We start from the raw sequence: 15,295 nt of genomic DNA, 5'->3' as shown, positions 1-15,295 counted from the left end.
CTGCGGGCCGACTACGCTTTTTGCTTATGACCGATTCTGTTTCCCTAGCCTCGGGCTACGGCAATTTTGCGGTGCCGCCCGAAGCCGCTGCGGCCGCCGCCCACGCCCTGCAGTCCTCGCCGCTAGCCGTGCTGCCCGCCGCGGGTTCCGAGGCGCTGCGGGCCGCCCTGGCCGGCCGCGCCCGCCCGGCCGATGCCGCGCCGCTGGGGTCTACCAACGTAGTAATTACGCCCGGCGCCAAGGCGGCCCTGTTTGCGCTGCTGAAAACCGTGCTCCGCCCCGGCGACGAGGTGCTGCTGCCCACGCCCAACTGGTTCGGCTTCGAGGAGCTGGTAGTGCGCGCCGGCGGCACCCTGCGCACCCTGCCGCTGCACCCCGACGATGGCTACGCCCTGCCGGAAGAGCAGCTACGGACGGCGCTGACGGAGCGTACGCGGGTGCTGCTGTTTTCCAACCCCAACAACCCCACCGGCCGCCGCTACGGCCGCGCCGAGCTGGCCGGCTGGCTGCGCGTAGCCGCCGATTTCCCCAACCTATATCTGCTGAGCGACGAGATTTACGACCTCATTTATTTCGACGCCGAGCCGCCGGTTTCGCTGCTCGATTTCCCCGACCCGCGGGGCCGCCACCTGGTAGTCAACGGCTTCAGCAAGTCGCTGGCGCTTATTGGCTGGGGAGTCGGTTACCTGGTAGCGCCGGCTCCGGTAGCGGCCGCGTGCGCCGCCTATCAGCACGCCACCGGCGCGGCCGTGCCCGCCCCGTTGCAGGCCGCCGCCCTGGCCGTAACCGGGGCGGCCACCGACGTAGCCGGCCGTCTCGTGGCGCAGTTGCGCCCTACCCGCGCCTACCTGCTCGACTTTCTGGCGTCGCTGCCGACCAGCGCGCTACTGGTGGCGCCAACCAGCACCTACTATGCCTTCCCCGACCTGCGCGCCTACCTACGTCCCGGCCAGCCGGCAGTTCAGTCTTCCGCTGAGTTGGTAGCCCGCCTGCGCACGGCCGGCGTGGATGTGGTGGACGGGGCCGGCTGCCAGGCTCCTGGTTTCGCGCGCCTCTCTTACGCCGTTCCGGAAGCCGACCTGGCCCTGGCCTGTGAGCGAATGGCGGGGGTGTTGGAAGTGCTGGGGTGATGGGCTAAGGAGGTGATGGCCTGACAAAGTGGTGTCATTCTGAGCGGAGCGAAGAACCTCGCGGGCAGTGGTAACTCAGATGTTAGGATATCCTGTGGCCCGCGAAATTCTTCGCGGCGCTCTGAATGACAACCTCCTTACCCTCTGACCCACTCCTGCTCTTGCCCTCCGGCAAAGCCGTACCTTTGCGGCCTGTTTTGCTGTTTGGTTATGTCTGCTACTACTTTCCGTTCCCATCTCAACCCCACGCTCAGCCTGGCCTACCCGGTGGTGCTTAGCCAGTTAGGCCACGTACTGGTCAACGTGGTGGACAGCATGGTGGTCGGGCAGACGGGCAAGGTGCCACTGGCGGCCGTGTCGCTGGCCGTGAGCGTGAGCACGGTGGTGATGGTGCTGGGCCTGGGCCTGACGATGGGCATCACACCGCTGGTAGCCGCCGCCGACGGCCGCCAGGATGTGGCCGCCAACGGCCGTTTGCTTGTGAATGGCGTGTGGCTGAGCGCCTTTGCCGGCCTGGTGCTGGCTGCGGTGGGCCTGCTGGTGCCCGCGCTGCTGCCCCATTTGGGCCAGCCCGCGCCGGTGGTAGTGCTGGCCGCGCCCTGGGTGCAGGTGTTGTTTCTGTCGTTTTTCCCCCTGATGATTTTTCAGGGTTTCAAGCAGTTTGCCGAGGGCCTGGGCCTCACCCGCCAGGCCATGTCGCTCTCCATCCAGGCCAACGTGGTGAATGCCGTGCTCTGCTACGGGCTGGTGTTCGGCAAGCTTGGCATGCCGCAGCTGGGCATGATGGGCGCGGCCTGGGCCACGCTGGTCGCCCGCGTGCTGATGGCCATTCTGATGGCCTGGTACGTGCTGCGGGCCGCCCGGCTGCGGCCCTACCGCGAAGCCGCCGCGGCCAACCCGCGGCCCGATATGCCCGGTTTGCGCCGCCTGCTGGGCCTGGGCGCCCCGATTGGTGTGCAGATGACCTTTGAGATGGGCGCGTTCAGCTTCTCAGCCATCATGATCGGCTGGCTCGGCGCTACCCAGCTGGCGGCCCACCAGATTGCTATCAACGTGGCCTCGGTTACCTACATGGCCGCCAGCGGCATCGGAGCGGCAGTTACGATTCGGGTGGGCAAGTTTTTCGGGGCCCACGACGGCGCCGGCGCCCGGCAGGCCGGCCAGATGGGCTACCTGCTCACGTTCGCGTTTATGTGCCTGACGGGCCTGGTGCTGGTGCTGGTGCGCAACTACCTGCCCTTCTACTATAACCACGACCCCGCCGTGGTAGCCCAGGCGGCCACGCTGCTGCTGATTGCCGCCGCCTTCCAGGTTTCCGACGGCCTGCAGGTGGTGGGGCTGGGCGCGCTGCGGGGCCTCGAAGACGTGAAAGTGCCCTCGGTGGTGGCCCTGCTGGCCTACTGGGTGGTGGCGCTGCCGCTGGGCTACGTGTTGGCTTTCAAATTGAATATGGGGGCCGTGGGCGTGTGGCTGGGCCTGCTCACGGGCCTGACGCTGGTAGCCGGCATGCTCCTGCTACGCTTCTATCGTCGCCCCCTGGTAGCGGCTTCCCTGAGCGAACCCGCCCTGGCCACCCATTGAGCTGGTAGCTGGTAGCTGGTAGCTGGTAGCTGGTAGCTGGTAGCTGGTAGCTGGTAGCTGAAAAAACGAAGCCTGCTGATTAACCGCTCGAACACAGCCGGCCGGAAAAGGAACGAAAGCGGCCGGCTATCCGCTATAAGCTCATAGCTCCCGAACAATGGTTTTCACTACTCCTTTCTGGCTTCTGAGCCTGCTGCTGCCCGCCCAACCCGTCCAGAACACGCTGCCGCCCCCGGCTCCGAAGGTTGTCTGGAGCGCCGCCCGCCCGCTTACCTGGGACGATTTCCGAGCCCGCCCCAACACCGACCGGCTGGCGGCCCTCACCTCTTCCTCCATCGATGCCACCATTGGCTGCGTCGATTTCCACTTTTCGGGCAAGGTGCAGGCCACGTTTGCCCCTTCCGAGTCGTGGGTGCGCAATGCAACCCAGGCCTCGCCGGCACTGCTGCGCCACGAGCAGCTGCACTTCGACCTGACGGAAGTGCACGCCCGCATGCTGCGCCAGAAGCTTAGCCTGGTGAAGTTCGACTGCCTGCACCTACAGCCGGCCTTCAACAACCTCACGAAAGTGGCCTTCCTGGCCTGGCAGCGCGACGAAGCCCGCTACGACCAGGAAACCAACCACGGCCTCAACGCCCCCAAACAGGCCGAGTGGGAGCAGAAAACGCGCCAGCGCCTTGAGCAATTCGCCGCCTTCGCCGAATAAGGTGAGATGGTGAGTTGGTGAAATGGTGAGTTTACCGTTCTTGGGCCCGAATTGCGCCATTTGCGCCGCCAGTACTTTAGGCCGACGGAACGTCAACTCACCATTTCACCATTTCACCAAATCACCATCTCACCGCATGCTAACCTGGGAAGAATTTGAGCGCGTGGATATGCGCGTGGGCACCATTGTGGAGGCGCACGAATTTCCGGAGGCGCGGCAGCCGGCCTATCGGTTGCTGATTGATTTGGGCCCGGAAATCGGCCTGCGTAAGTCCAGCGCTCAGATTACGCACCACTACCGCCCCGCCGACCTGCCGGGCCGGCAGGTGCTGTGCGTGGTCAACTTTCCGCCCAAGCAAATCGGGCCGTTGCGCTCCGAGGTGCTGGTAACCGGCGCCCCCGATGCGGCCGGCCATATTGTGCTGGCTACCCTGGCCGCCCCCCTGCCCAACGGCAGCCGCCTGCGGTAGCGGTTCAGGAGGTGATAAAGAAACGGTCATTCAGAGCATGTGGCGCATCAAGCCAGGGACGAAGAATGACACGCTGTTTCACCAATTCACTCACTTACTCAGTCGTTTCTCGCGGGCGGCCAGGCTGTCGATGACGGTTTTGTAGAGGTCGTTCAGGTCGTGGCCGTGCATGGCGTAGTAGCGGAAGCTTTGCGTGAAGGCCGAATCCGACACCTCGTGGCGCGCATACACCTGCTGCTGCTGCTGCCGGAACAGGGCGCGGCTGGAGTCGGGCGGCAGGGCGGCGCCTTCGGTGCGAGCCTCCAGCGTGTGCAGGTCAATCAGTAGGCGCACCATTTTGTCGGGCGGCAGTAGCTGGGCGGGGGCGGGCACTTCGTTGGCCGGCTGGCAGCCGCTGGCAGTCAGCAGGAAAGCCGTGAGCAGCGCCGGCGCGCCGGCCAGCGGCAGGGCCCGGCAAGCGGCGGCAAGGCGGGAGGAAATTCGTTTCACGAAGGCAAAGTTAGGCCAATGCCGTAGTTTAGGCCGAATGAAACCCGCTGACTCGCCCTTCCAGCAGCTCGTGCGCCGCCTGCGGCAGATGGAAATCCGCATCCTGAAGGCCGTGGATGCCCAGCTGCAGGGCAATTTCCACTCCGTATTTAAAGGCACGGGCCTCGAAGTGGACGAAGTGCGCCTGTACCAGTACGGCGACGAAGTGCGGGCCATCGACTGGGCCGTGAGCAGCAAGGGCCACGGCACGTTCGTGAAAACCTACAAGGAGGAGCGCGAGCAGCAGGTGCTGCTGCTGCTCGATGTGAGTGCCTCGCAGCAGGTGGGCGCGGCCGGCCGCCGCAAGCTCGATGTGGGCCGCGACATTTGCGGCGTGCTGGCCCTGGCCGCCGCCCGCCAGGATGCCCAGCTTGGCCTGCTGGCCTTCTCCGACCAGAAAGAGCTATACCTGCCGCCCGGCAAGGGCACCCGCCACGCCTACGCCCTCATCAAGCGGCTCTACGAGCTGGCGCCTCAGCACCGCCAGACGGCAGTAGCGGCCGGCATTAAGCAGGCCCTGGGGCTGCTGAAGCGGCGTAGCATCGTGCTGCTGATTTCCGATTTTATTGATGCCGACTATGAGCGCGAGCTGACGATGCTGGCCCGCAAGCACGACTTGGTGGTGCTGCAGCTGCTCGATAAGCGCGAGCAGGAGTTTCCGCCCCTGGGCATCATTCCGCTGCACGACCAGGAATCGGGCCGCACCGTCTGGACCAATACCTCCTCGGCCGCGTTTCGGGCGCGCTACCGGGCCACCTACGAGCAGAATCATGCCCAGATCGGCCAGATCTGCCGCCGCCATCGCACCGAGTTTCTGTCCATCAGCACCACCACCGACTTCGTTCCCCAGCTGGTGAACCTGTTTCGGCGGCGCAACCAGCGCGGCGGCCGGGGGTAGGGATTAGGGATTAGGGATTAGGGATTAGGGATTAGGGATTAGGAAGTTACGGGACATGAACGGGAGAAAATGAAAGGCAGGCGACTGTTTAGAGGCGTTTTTCTTTGGGCTGGGCTGCTGCTGGCGGGTACGGGAGCTGCGCAGGTGCCGGCTGCTCCTACGGCTGCCGACACCGCGGCGCAGCAACCCGTGGCGCAGGGCCGGTTTCGGCAGGCCACGGTGCAAGTGGGCGAAATCATCGAATTTGAGTTGACTTCGCGCCACGCGCCGGCGCTGGAAATCATCTTTCCCGACTCGGCGGCCAGCTTTGCGCCCTTCGAGTACGTGAGCCGCCGCTACCGCCCTACCCGCACCCGCCAGGGCCGCAGCCTCGATCAGGCCGTGTACCGGCTGCGCACCTTCAGCCTCGATTCGGTGCTGACGCTGAGCGTGCCCGTAACCGTACTGCGCGGCCGCGATACGCTGCTGCTGCCCACGCCGCCGGTGCAGGTCCGGCTGCGGCGCACGGCCCCGGCTACCGTTCAATCCGGCGAGGTGCCCGCGCTGCGCCAGAATCTGCAGCTGCAACCCGTGGCGGCCCGTTTCAACTACCCCTACTGGCTGGCCGGACTGGCCGGCGTGCTGCTGCTGGCCGGCGGGCTGGTGCTGGGTTTCCGGCAGCGCCTGCGCCTGCGCTACCGCCGCTACCGGCTACGCAAAAACCACGCGTACTTCCTGGCCCAGTACGCCCGCCACGTCGAGCGATTCACACTTTCCCGCTCGCTTACCAACATGGAGCGGGCCATTACGCTCTGGAAAAACTACCTCTCCACGCTCACGGGCTTCAACATTACCAGCCTCACCACCCGCGAAATCGTGGCTCGCTACAACCACGACCCCGCCGTGCGCCAGGCCCTGGCCCTGGCCGACCGCGTTATCTACGGCAATCAGTTTTTCGAGGAAGACACCGAAACCGACGTCATTTTCGATCTGCTCCGCCAGTTTGCCGAGCGCCAGTATGCGCAGGTAACGCTGGAAGGGGAATGAGTTGTCCTACAATCTTGTCATCCTGAGCGGCGCGAAGGACCTATCCAGGGGATAATAGCTGATGTTAGCGTCTGGATAGGCTCTTCGCGCCGCTCAGGATGACAGTACCTTTACCCTCCGGTTCACCAAATCACCAAGTCACCAAACCGCCAAATCACCGCTAGATGAATGAACTGCTCGACAGCCTGCGCTACGCCACGCTGGCCGGCTACAGCTGGGAGCAGCCGCGCCTGTTGCTGCTGCTGCCGCTGGTGCCGCTGCTGTTTGTGCTGCGCTGGGCGCTGGCGCGGCGGCGGCGGGCGCACCTGGATGTGGCTTTCGTGGCCGGCGAGCTGCGGCGCGACTGGAGCGCGGCCCTGCGCTTCGTACCCGATGTGGTGCTGGCCCTGAGCCTGATGTTCGGCATTGTGGCGCTGGCGCGGCCCCAGCGCACCGACGAGCGGGTGGTGCAAACCGGCCAGGGCATTGACATCATGATGGTACTCGACGTGTCGGCCTCGATGGAGCTGCAGGATTTGCGCCCCAACCGCCTCGAAGCCGCCAAGCGCGTAGCCCTCGATTTCCTCGACCGCCGCCGTGGCGACCGGGTGGGGCTGGTGGTGTTTGCCGGCGACGCCTACTCGCTGGCCCCCCTCACCACCGACTACGAACTGCTGCGCGAAAACCTGCAAAGCATCCGCCTGGGCCTGATTGCCAACGACGGCACGGCCATCGGCACGGCGCTGGGCGTGGCCACCAACCGCCTGCGCGACTCCCCCTCGCGCACCAAAGTGTGCATTCTGCTCTCCGATGGCGAAAACACGGCCGGCTCGCTCGATCCGCTCACGGCCGCCCAACTGGCCCACGCTTACGGCCTCAAAATCTACACCATCGGGCTGGGGCAGGATGGCACTGTGCCCTACGGCACCGACGAAAACGGCCGGCCCCGCTTCGTGGAAACCCGCCTCGACGAAACCACCATGCGCCAACTGGCCCAGGCCGGCGACGGCCGCTTCTTCCGCGCCACCGACAACGCCGGCCTGCGCCAGGTGTTCGCCCAAATCAACCGCCTCGAAAAGTCCGAAATCAAGCAGACCCGCTACCGCAACACCCAGGACTACTACCGCACCTACCTCTACTGGTGCCTGGGCTTCTGGCTGCTCTGGCTGGGGTTGAAGAACACGTTTCTGACAAACGCGCTGGAGGACTAAATCACAGATTTACGCTGATTCGATCGGATAGTGATTCTAACATCATTTTAAGGCTAAAAAAAATCAAACCTTCCAAAAATCCACAACTAATAGAATATGTACTCTGAAAAAGTCTTTCATGATTTTCTGTCTAATACAGAATTCACAGAAAATGAGATTTCCGTTTTAATGCTTGCATATAGTAATGCTAATGGCATCACAGCCCCGCAGGTTGCTGAATCATTAGGATATAAGCATTTTTTAACGGCTAATGGAATAGTAGGGCGTCTAGGCAAGAAACTAGCGGCACAAGTATCAGATGTAAATATCGATGACAAGAGTATTCAATGGTGGACTTTACTTTTTATTGGTGTTTGAACACTGGAAAGAGGGTTTGTTTGGAAGCTGCATAAAAACTTGCGTAGGGCTTTAGATAGCATTTCGGATGGTGTAGACGAATTCTATTCGGCAAATAAAAATGAGGAAAACAACCCCATTCTAATAGATAGTAATGAATTAATAAAGCAAGATTTTATCAAAGAGGAGGACGACTCTTACTACGAAGGGAAACGGCATAACCTAATCCTAAATACTTATGAACGTAACGCAAAGGCAAGATTGGCCTGCATCAAATACTATGGGACTCATTGTCAGGTTTGTGGTTTTGATTTCGAGAGAGTATATGGATCCATTGGTAGCGGGTACGTTCAGGTTCATCACTTAAAGCCTTTATCTGAGATAGGAGAGGAATATAAGGTAGACCCGATAAAGGACTTGATACCGCTTTGCTCAAACTGCCATTCGATGATTCACAGGCGCGAAAAACCATATTCAATTGAAGAATTACAAAATATTGTTAACGCTAATCGAGAAGAAAAATAGGGTAATTGACACCTTAAAAGGCACTGCATATAACTAAATGGGCCGGAAGTCGCAGCTGTTAACTGCAACTCCCGGCCCTGTAAAGATGAGCTACTTAAGAGGTAGCACCCTTACCGCCCCACCACTTTAAACAAGGTACCGGCGCTGAGCTTGTCACTGGTTTTCAGGCCGTTCAGGATGGCCATTTCTTCGTGGCGCTTGGCGGGAATGCCGTTGGCGGCCAGGGCCTGGGCCAGCGTCTGGCCGGCTTTGGCGGTGCGGATGCGGATTTTCTCGCTCTGGCGGTTGAGCTTGCTGGCATCGGTGAGGGGGCGGAAGTTTTGGGCGGTGCGCTGGAAGGCGGGGCCGTAGCTGCCTAGCGTACCGGGGGCGCACAGGCCGATGAGGGCGTAGAGCGTTTTGCCGTCCTGAATGACGTAGGACAGCGTGCTGGCCTGGATGCCCTGGCGGCCTTGCTGGTCCTGGCCCACCTGGTCGCCCTGCAGGGCAATGGCGGGCAGGCCGTTGAGGGTGGTGCGGCTGGCCTGGGGCGAGTTCAGGTTCAGCTCCTTAGCCAGGGCCTGGGCGGCCTCCTGGGCCGAAGAGCCGGGGGCCAGCGTCAGAATCTGCACGGCTTTGCCGTTGGGCTCGGCCATCTGGAACTGCTGGGGCGAGTTCTGGCTTTTCCAACCCTTCGGCACCGGAAACTGAAACTTCAGCTCGGGATGGTAGAAGGTGCTGTTTTCCACGAAGCCCTGGCGCGGGTCGTCGCCGTAGGGCAGGCCCTCAATCATCCGCAGATACGAGTTGCGGTTGATGGTGAGCGTGCGGCCGCCGCTATTCTGGCGGGCCTGAGCGGCCAGTTGCTTCACGGTGCTGTAGCGGTCGGCCGAGTTGGGGTGGCTGCTCAGGAAGGTGGGCGTGCCACCGGCCCCGCTGGCCTGCTCCTCGCGCTGCAGCGTGAGAAAGAAATCGGCCATGTGGGAGGCGTCGTACCCGATTTTGCTCGAATAGGCCACGCCCAGCTTGTCGGCCTCGCGCTCATCGTCGCGGCCGTACTTGAGGAACAGCAGGCCCGCACCCTGCGACAGCGGCTGGGCGATGGAGGCTATGCGTTTCGAGAGGATGGAGCCCAGCAGCAGCGCCCCGGAGGCCAGCGTCGAGCGGGTCTGCTGCTTTTCGCCGTGGCGGGCCGTTACGTGGCCCAGCTCGTGGCCCAGCACGCCGGCAAACTGTGCTTCGTCGTTGAAATGGGCCATGATGCCGCGCGTAAAGTACACGTTGCCATCGGGCGCGGCAAAGGCGTTAATCATTGGCGAATCGAGGATGGTAAACTGGTAGCCGAAGTCGGCCCGACTCGATACGGCGGCCATCTGCTGGCCTTTCTGGTCGATGAATTTCTGCAGGGACGGGTTGTTGAGCAGGCCGAACTGGGCAATTACCTGCGGGTCGGGCTGCTTGGCCGGGCCCGCGGGCCGGAAACCGGTGGAGCCGGCCAGCGGCAGCAACGCCAGCGCCAGGGCGCCAATTCGCAGGGAAGGATGGGAAAGGAAGTTTTTCATGCGGAAGAGAGCGAAAAGCGGAAAACAAGGCCAGCCTGGGGCCCCGGCGCTACCATCACGGCAGCCTCGCCGGACGGGCGGCTAACCCGGCCGTAACCAAAGACCCCGCCAGTTCTACTTGCCCACCACCTTAAACAGCAGCCCGCGGCCCAGCTTGTCGGAGAGCTGCATGCCGTTGAGGATGGCCATTTCTTCGTGGCGCTTGGTGGGCACGCCGTTGGCCGTCAGGGCCTGGGCCAGCGTCTGGGGGGTTTTGATGGTGCGGATGCGCACGTGCTCGGGCTGACGGCCCAGCTTGTCGGCCGACGTAAGGCGCTGGAAGCCTTCCATCGTGCGGGTGAAGATGGGCGCGTAGGCCGCGAAATCCTGCAGGGCGCTGCCGCCCAGCAGCACATAAAGCGACTTGCCATCCTGAATGATGTAGCTCAGCACCTGCATGCCCGTCTGCTGCTGGCCGGTTTGCTGGTCCTGCTGCACCTGGGTGCCCACAAAGGCCAAAGCCGGGAAGCCGTGCACCGTCAGCTGGCGCGAATCGGCTACCTGCAGGCTAAGCTGCTTGGCCACGGCCTGGGCGGCCTCCTGCAGCGAGCTGCCGGGGGCCAGTGTGAGCAGCATCATAGCTTTGCCGTTGGGGTCAGCCATCTGGAATTGCTGGGGCGAGTTCTGGGTTTTCCAGCCCTGCGGCACCGGAAACTCAAACTTCAGCTCCGGATGATAAAAGGCATTGTTCTCCACGAAGCCCTGGCGCGGGTCTTCGCCGTAGGTGATGCCGTCGATGAGGCGCAAATACTGGTCGCGGTTGATGGCGAGCTTGGCGGGCGTGGTGGGCTTGGCCTTCCACTCGGCGGCCAGCCGGTTGACGTGGGTGTAGCGGTCGGCGGGGTTGGGGTGAGTGCTCAGGAAATCGGGGATGGCCTCGCCGCCGGCCTTCTGCTGCTCGCGCTCCAGAGTGCGGAAGAAATCAGCCATTTCGGCGGCGTTGTAGCCGATTTTGGTCGAGTACTCCACGCCCAGCTCGTCGGCCTGGTTTTCATCGTCGCGGCTGAACTTGAGCGTGAGCAGCTGCAGGCCCTGCATGGCCTGCTCGCCGTACTGCGCCAGCCGGGGCGAGGCAATCATGGCCCCCATCAGCCCCACCTGGCTCAGGATGGAGGTGGTTTGCTGCTTGGCCGAATGCCGGGCCGTTATGTGGCCGATTTCGTGGCCCAGCACGCCGGCAAACTGCGCCTCATCGTTGAAATGGGCCATAATGCCGCGCGTGAAGTACACGTAGCCGCCGGGCACGGCAAAGGCGTTGATGATGGGCGAATCGACGATGCGGAACTGGTAGTCAATCTCGGGGCGGTGCGACACCTTGCCCATTTTGTCGCCCATCGTGTTGATGTACTTCTGCAGCTTGTCGTCCGGATACAGGCCGAACTGGGCAATAACGGCCGGGTCCGATTCTTTGCCCATGGCCAGCTCCTGCCCTTCCGACACGAGCATCACTTCTTTTTTGCCCGTTACCGGGTTCACGGCGCAGCCCGTCAGAAACGAACTGGCAATTAGCAGGGAGGGAAGTAAGCGTCGGAGCATGGCAGCGGGGGTTAAGAATGGGAGTTGGGCCTTTCAACGCAACTTCTCCGCTGGCGTTCGGCATCTGGTGTTGGGCTGGTAGCAGATAGTCTAGTAGTTGCAGATTTATTACGTTCTCGGTGCGCCTCCCCTCCCGGCCCCCTCTCCGTTGAGGAAAGGGAGCCGGGGGTGAGGCGCAGTGCCAGAACGGCCCTTACCAAAAGGTAATAACCTCAGCTAACGGCCCTTTTTTCTTCTTCCCGCACCTCCTGTTCCTCCAGCTCCACCTCCGTGAGGCGGCCCTGGCGCTTGTCGAGCCAGTTCATGACGGGTGTGGCCAGGCAGCCGTGCATAATGATGGAGACGAGCACCGTGAAGCCCGTGATGGCCCACAGCTCGCGGCTTTGGGGGAAGTAGCGGGTATCGAGGGCGAAGGCCAGGTAGAAAAACGAGCCGATGCCCCGGATGCCAAAAAACGACACTACCAGCCGCTCACCCATACCCAGGCGGCTGCCCCAGAGCGTGAGCAGGCCACCCAACGGCCGCAGTACCAGCAGCAGCAGCAGCCCCAGGGCCGCGCCCCGCCAGGTCAGGTGGTCGAACAGGCCCCAGGCAATGGCGCCACCGAACAGAATGAGAATCACCACAATCAGCAGGCGCTCCAGCTGGTCGGTGAAGTCGTGCATCTCGTCCTGGTGCTCGTGGCTGCGCTCGTGGCGGCGCAGCGTAACGGCGGCCACGAACACGGCCAGAAAGCCGTAGCCGTGCACCAGTTCCGTCAGGCCGTAGGCTATCAGCGTTACGGCCAGCGCCACAAACCCGTAGGCATTGGGGCGGATGCTAACGCGCTTGGGCAGGTCGAAAATCAGGTAAGAGAGCACCTTGCCCGCGAGCCAGCCGGCAAATAGGCCCATGGCCACGCGGTAGCCCATATCCATCCAGGCCCAGTGCCAGAGCCGGTCGGCTACGCTTTCCTTGGCGATGGGCAGCAGCGCCAGGCCCAGGTACACGAAGGGAAAGGCCAGCCCGTCGTTGAGGCCCGCTTCGCCGGTGAGGGCGAAGCGCACGTTGTCTTCGCCGCCTTTGCCGGGCTCGCCTACCTGCACGTCGCCGGCCAGCACGGGGTCGGTGGGCGCGAGAGTGGCGGCCAGCAGCACGGCCGAAGCCAGCGGCAGCCCGAACACGCCCCAGGCCAGCCCCACGAAGCCGGCAATGGTGAGCACCATCAGCACCAGCACCAACATAATAGGAACGCGCCAGGCCTTGAGCGAAAACCGCTTGTCAATCTTGAGCCCAGTGCCGGTGAGGGCCACCGTCACGCAGATTTCGGTAAGGTGGGTGGCAAAAGTGGAGAACTCCACCGGGTCGGGGTCGGGCAGGCCCAGCGGCAAACTGAACAACAGCAGGCCCAGCCCCACAAACAGAATCGGATAGGAAAGCGGGTATTTCTTGAGCAGCGAGGGCAGCCAGGCCACGCCCAGGATGGCCACGCCGAGCACGACAAGGATGGTGTTGTACATGTTGGGTGATGAGAAGCGAGAGAACCGGCCGTCATCCTGAGCAGCGCGAAGGACCTTAGCACGCAAAAACAGCTCATCTGGTTTTGTGCCGTAACCCATGCTCACCCGATAAGGCCCTGCGCAGGCTCAGAAAAACGTGCGTTACCGGTGTACTGGCAGTAGTGCGAACCGCAGAACGGCTGTAGCGCGAAGCTTCCGCTTCGCGTACCGTTGAACGACGTCGTTTGGAAGTCAGCAACACTGCGCGAAGCAGAAGCTTCGCGCTACAAGCACGCGTACCGTTGAACGACGTCGTTTGGAAGTCAGCAACACTGCGCGAAGCAGAAGCTTCGCGCTACAAGCACGCGTACCGTTGAACGACGTCGTTTGGAAGTCAGCAACACTGCGCGAAGCAGAAGCTTCGCGCTACAAGCACGCGTACCGTTGAACGACGTCGTTTGGAAGTCAGCAACACTGCGCGAAGCAGAAGCTTCGCGCTACAGCCGTTCTACGGTTCGCGCTGCATTAGGGCCGGCGGCGGTTCACATCCAGCCGCTGGTAGCCGATGAGCAAGTCGGTGCGGGTGCCAGGCGGGCGGTAGTACACCAGCAGGTCATACTGGTTTTCGGTTTCCTGGTGGCTGCCTTCCCAGGGCACCGAGTTGGCCCCGGTGGGCGTTTGGGTGGCGTAGATGTAGTTGTAGTAGCCCTGCTTGAGCAGCGCGTGGCCCCGGTACATCTTGCTTGCGGCGTCGTAGGTCAGCTTGAACTCGTCGCGCAGCTGCCAGTCGGAAAGGGCGCCGAGCACGTACACCGGGCCGGCGGCGGGCGCCTCGGCCAGCAGCTGGAACGTTACGTCGAGGTACTCGGTGTTGGTGCTGGGGTCGCCGGGGTACTCGCGGCTTTCAATCAGGCGCTGGCCGTTGATGTCGTCGTACTGGGTGTACCGCTCGCCGGCCCGGGAGGCTTCGGGCAGCAGCAGCGCGGCGCGGGGCGTGGTGGCGGCATCGAGCTGGGCCACGCCGGCGCCGGCCGAGCGGAAGGTGCGCAGGTCCACGAACCGGAACTCGCTCAGGCCGGGAAAGGCGTTTTCGAAGTTGAAATACTGGTAGTCGAGCTGCTGCTCGGCGTCGCGCACGAAGGTGGGCCGCAGGTTGTAGTGGGCGTTGTCCCAGCGGAAGTTCTGGCGCAGCACTACCTTCACCTCCTGGGCCGGATTGACGAGGGCCATGTTGTAGCGAATCCCGAAATCAACCTGCTGCCAGCGGAAGCGCTCCTCCCCCGCCACCGGAATGCCCTGGCGCATCGAAATCTGCACGGCCCCATCCTCGAACACCAGCACCCGGCGGCTCAGCAGCGGCGTACCGCCCGCGCCCTGCACCACCCACAGGTAGTTGCCCGACAGCTTCACGCGCGGCATCTGCACCTGGTAGTGCTGGTAGGGCACTTTGGTGCTCACCGAAGGCCGGTAGTTGCTGATGAGCTGCTCGTTGATTTCGCTCAGAAACTGCATGTCGGTCAGCATCGAGGGCTGCCAGTTCAGGTCGCAGTGCACAAGCTTGGCCGTGAGCCGCTGCCCAGACCCGCCCAGCACATCAAACTCCAGCACCGGCGACTGTCCCTGGCTCAGCGGCACCACCGGCGGATTGAACACTTGGCCCGCCTGGCCCGTGGGCACGTAGCAGAGCACGGTGCGCACGTTGGGGTCGTAGATGTAGTCCTCGTAGCGCAGCTTTTTATCGGCGTAGTACTCGGTGCCCACCTGGCCGGGCGTAGCGGGCCGGCGGGCAGCATTAGGGTCGGTGATGGGCGTACCCAGCGGCACGCAGGCCGGGGCCAGCAGAACCAGCAGGGGCAGAAAGCGGGAAAGTAGACGCATGATTGCGAAGGTAAGGACGACGGGCTACCTTTAGCAGCAGGAGTTGCGTTGCTCAGAACCTGCCAATGTACATCGACACTGAAAGAACCGCCATAGTGCCTGACACAACAACTCTGGCTTAATTTTGCATTTCTGCACCACTAGTTTCGCTTATCGTACCACCAACAGTCATATAGCGGATTCGTGAACGGTTAGGCCTTTCTGGGTATCTAGCCGTATGCCCTATTATGCAACCTTACTCGCTTGATTTACGCACCCGGGTGGCCGCCGCCTGCCGCGAACCGAAAGCTCGCCAGACGCAGGTCGCCCAACGCTTCGGCGTGAGCCGCTCGTTCGTGCGCGACCTGTTACGACGTGAGCGGGAAACCGGCTCGCTGGCTCCTAAACCCGCTAGCGGGGGGCCTGCGCGCCTACTCTCGGCCGACGACCAGGCC

Annotated in this window: 15 protein-coding genes; 10 read left to right on the top strand and 5 right to left on the bottom strand. The window is 62.7% G+C overall.

Annotation, left to right across the window (positions count from 1 at the left end):
* Positions 1–26 precede the first annotated feature (26 nt).
* The 4 genes from H145_RS0115470 (at position 27) to H145_RS0115455 (ending at position 3,886) form a co-directional block, all read left to right on the top strand.
* Positions 27–1,130, top strand: a complete 1,104-nt coding sequence (locus H145_RS0115470; protein WP_019949067.1) for a pyridoxal phosphate-dependent aminotransferase — start codon at positions 27–29, stop codon at positions 1,128–1,130.
* 210 nt (positions 1,131–1,340) lie between these two features.
* Entirely contained in the window at positions 1,341–2,711 is a 1,371-nt protein-coding gene (locus H145_RS0115465) for an MATE family efflux transporter (protein ID WP_019949066.1), read from the top strand.
* A 157-nt stretch (positions 2,712–2,868) separates the two neighbouring features.
* Positions 2,869–3,417 carry a DUF922 domain-containing protein gene (locus H145_RS21590; RefSeq protein ID WP_019949065.1) on the top strand — a complete coding sequence of 183 codons (549 nt, stop codon included), beginning with the start codon at positions 2,869–2,871 and terminating at the stop codon, positions 3,415–3,417.
* A gap of 136 nt (positions 3,418–3,553) precedes the next feature.
* Positions 3,554–3,886 (top strand): tRNA-binding protein, encoded by a 333-nt coding sequence (locus H145_RS0115455; RefSeq protein WP_019949064.1) that lies wholly within the window; start codon positions 3,554–3,556, stop codon positions 3,884–3,886.
* Positions 3,887–3,976: 90 nt separating this feature from the next.
* On the opposite strand, the gene H145_RS23775 is transcribed toward H145_RS0115455, so the two are convergent.
* Positions 3,977–4,375 carry a DUF4296 domain-containing protein gene (locus H145_RS23775; protein WP_019949063.1) on the bottom strand — a complete coding sequence of 133 codons (399 nt, stop codon included), beginning with the start codon at positions 4,373–4,375 and terminating at the stop codon, positions 3,977–3,979.
* 37 nt (positions 4,376–4,412) lie between these two features.
* Here H145_RS23775 and H145_RS0115445 point away from each other — a divergent pair, with 37 nt between their 5' ends.
* The 5 genes from H145_RS0115445 (at position 4,413) to H145_RS25055 (ending at position 8,389) form a co-directional block, all read left to right on the top strand.
* Positions 4,413–5,312 carry a DUF58 domain-containing protein gene (locus H145_RS0115445; RefSeq protein ID WP_019949062.1) on the top strand — a complete coding sequence of 300 codons (900 nt, stop codon included), beginning with the start codon at positions 4,413–4,415 and terminating at the stop codon, positions 5,310–5,312.
* 144 nt (positions 5,313–5,456) lie between these two features.
* Positions 5,457–6,338: a hypothetical protein gene (locus H145_RS0115440; protein ID WP_019949061.1), complete on the top strand. Its 882-nt coding sequence runs from the start codon at positions 5,457–5,459 to the stop codon at positions 6,336–6,338.
* A gap of 164 nt (positions 6,339–6,502) precedes the next feature.
* Positions 6,503–7,528: a vWA domain-containing protein gene (locus H145_RS0115435; protein WP_019949060.1), complete on the top strand. Its 1,026-nt coding sequence runs from the start codon at positions 6,503–6,505 to the stop codon at positions 7,526–7,528.
* A gap of 96 nt (positions 7,529–7,624) precedes the next feature.
* Positions 7,625–7,885 (top strand): hypothetical protein, encoded by a 261-nt coding sequence (locus H145_RS24230; RefSeq protein WP_157541645.1) that lies wholly within the window; start codon positions 7,625–7,627, stop codon positions 7,883–7,885.
* 39 nt (positions 7,886–7,924) lie between these two features.
* Positions 7,925–8,389: an HNH endonuclease gene (locus H145_RS25055; RefSeq protein ID WP_071595212.1), complete on the top strand. Its 465-nt coding sequence runs from the start codon at positions 7,925–7,927 to the stop codon at positions 8,387–8,389.
* Between the two features lie 110 nt (positions 8,390–8,499).
* Here the strand turns inward: H145_RS25055 and H145_RS0115430 are convergent, their stop codons facing one another.
* From H145_RS0115430 to H145_RS0115415, 4 genes are all read right to left on the bottom strand, one after another.
* The gene (locus H145_RS0115430; protein WP_019949059.1) at positions 8,500–9,930 is read right to left on the bottom strand and encodes a M48 family metalloprotease; all 1,431 of its coding nucleotides are present in this window, start codon (positions 9,928–9,930) and stop codon (positions 8,500–8,502) included.
* A gap of 114 nt (positions 9,931–10,044) precedes the next feature.
* On the bottom strand, positions 10,045–11,505 hold the full coding sequence (locus H145_RS0115425) for a M48 family metalloprotease (protein ID WP_026351549.1): 1,461 nt from the start codon (positions 11,503–11,505) through the stop codon (positions 10,045–10,047).
* Between the two features lie 212 nt (positions 11,506–11,717).
* The gene (locus tag H145_RS21580; protein ID WP_019949057.1) at positions 11,718–13,004 is read right to left on the bottom strand and encodes a cation:proton antiporter; all 1,287 of its coding nucleotides are present in this window, start codon (positions 13,002–13,004) and stop codon (positions 11,718–11,720) included.
* A 504-nt stretch (positions 13,005–13,508) separates the two neighbouring features.
* On the bottom strand, positions 13,509–14,861 hold the full coding sequence (locus H145_RS0115415) for a type IX secretion system plug protein (RefSeq protein ID WP_019949056.1): 1,353 nt from the start codon (positions 14,859–14,861) through the stop codon (positions 13,509–13,511).
* A gap of 227 nt (positions 14,862–15,088) precedes the next feature.
* Here H145_RS0115415 and H145_RS0115410 point away from each other — a divergent pair.
* The coding region (locus tag H145_RS0115410; RefSeq protein ID WP_019949055.1) for a helix-turn-helix domain-containing protein at positions 15,089–15,295 on the top strand (207 nt) is incomplete at its 3' end.

Origin of the sequence: Hymenobacter aerophilus DSM 13606 (genome assembly GCF_000382225.1) — a bacterium.
Taxonomy (GTDB): Bacteria; Bacteroidota; Bacteroidia; order Cytophagales; family Hymenobacteraceae; genus Hymenobacter; species Hymenobacter aerophilus.
This window is presented reverse-complemented; position numbering and strand designations above follow the sequence as displayed.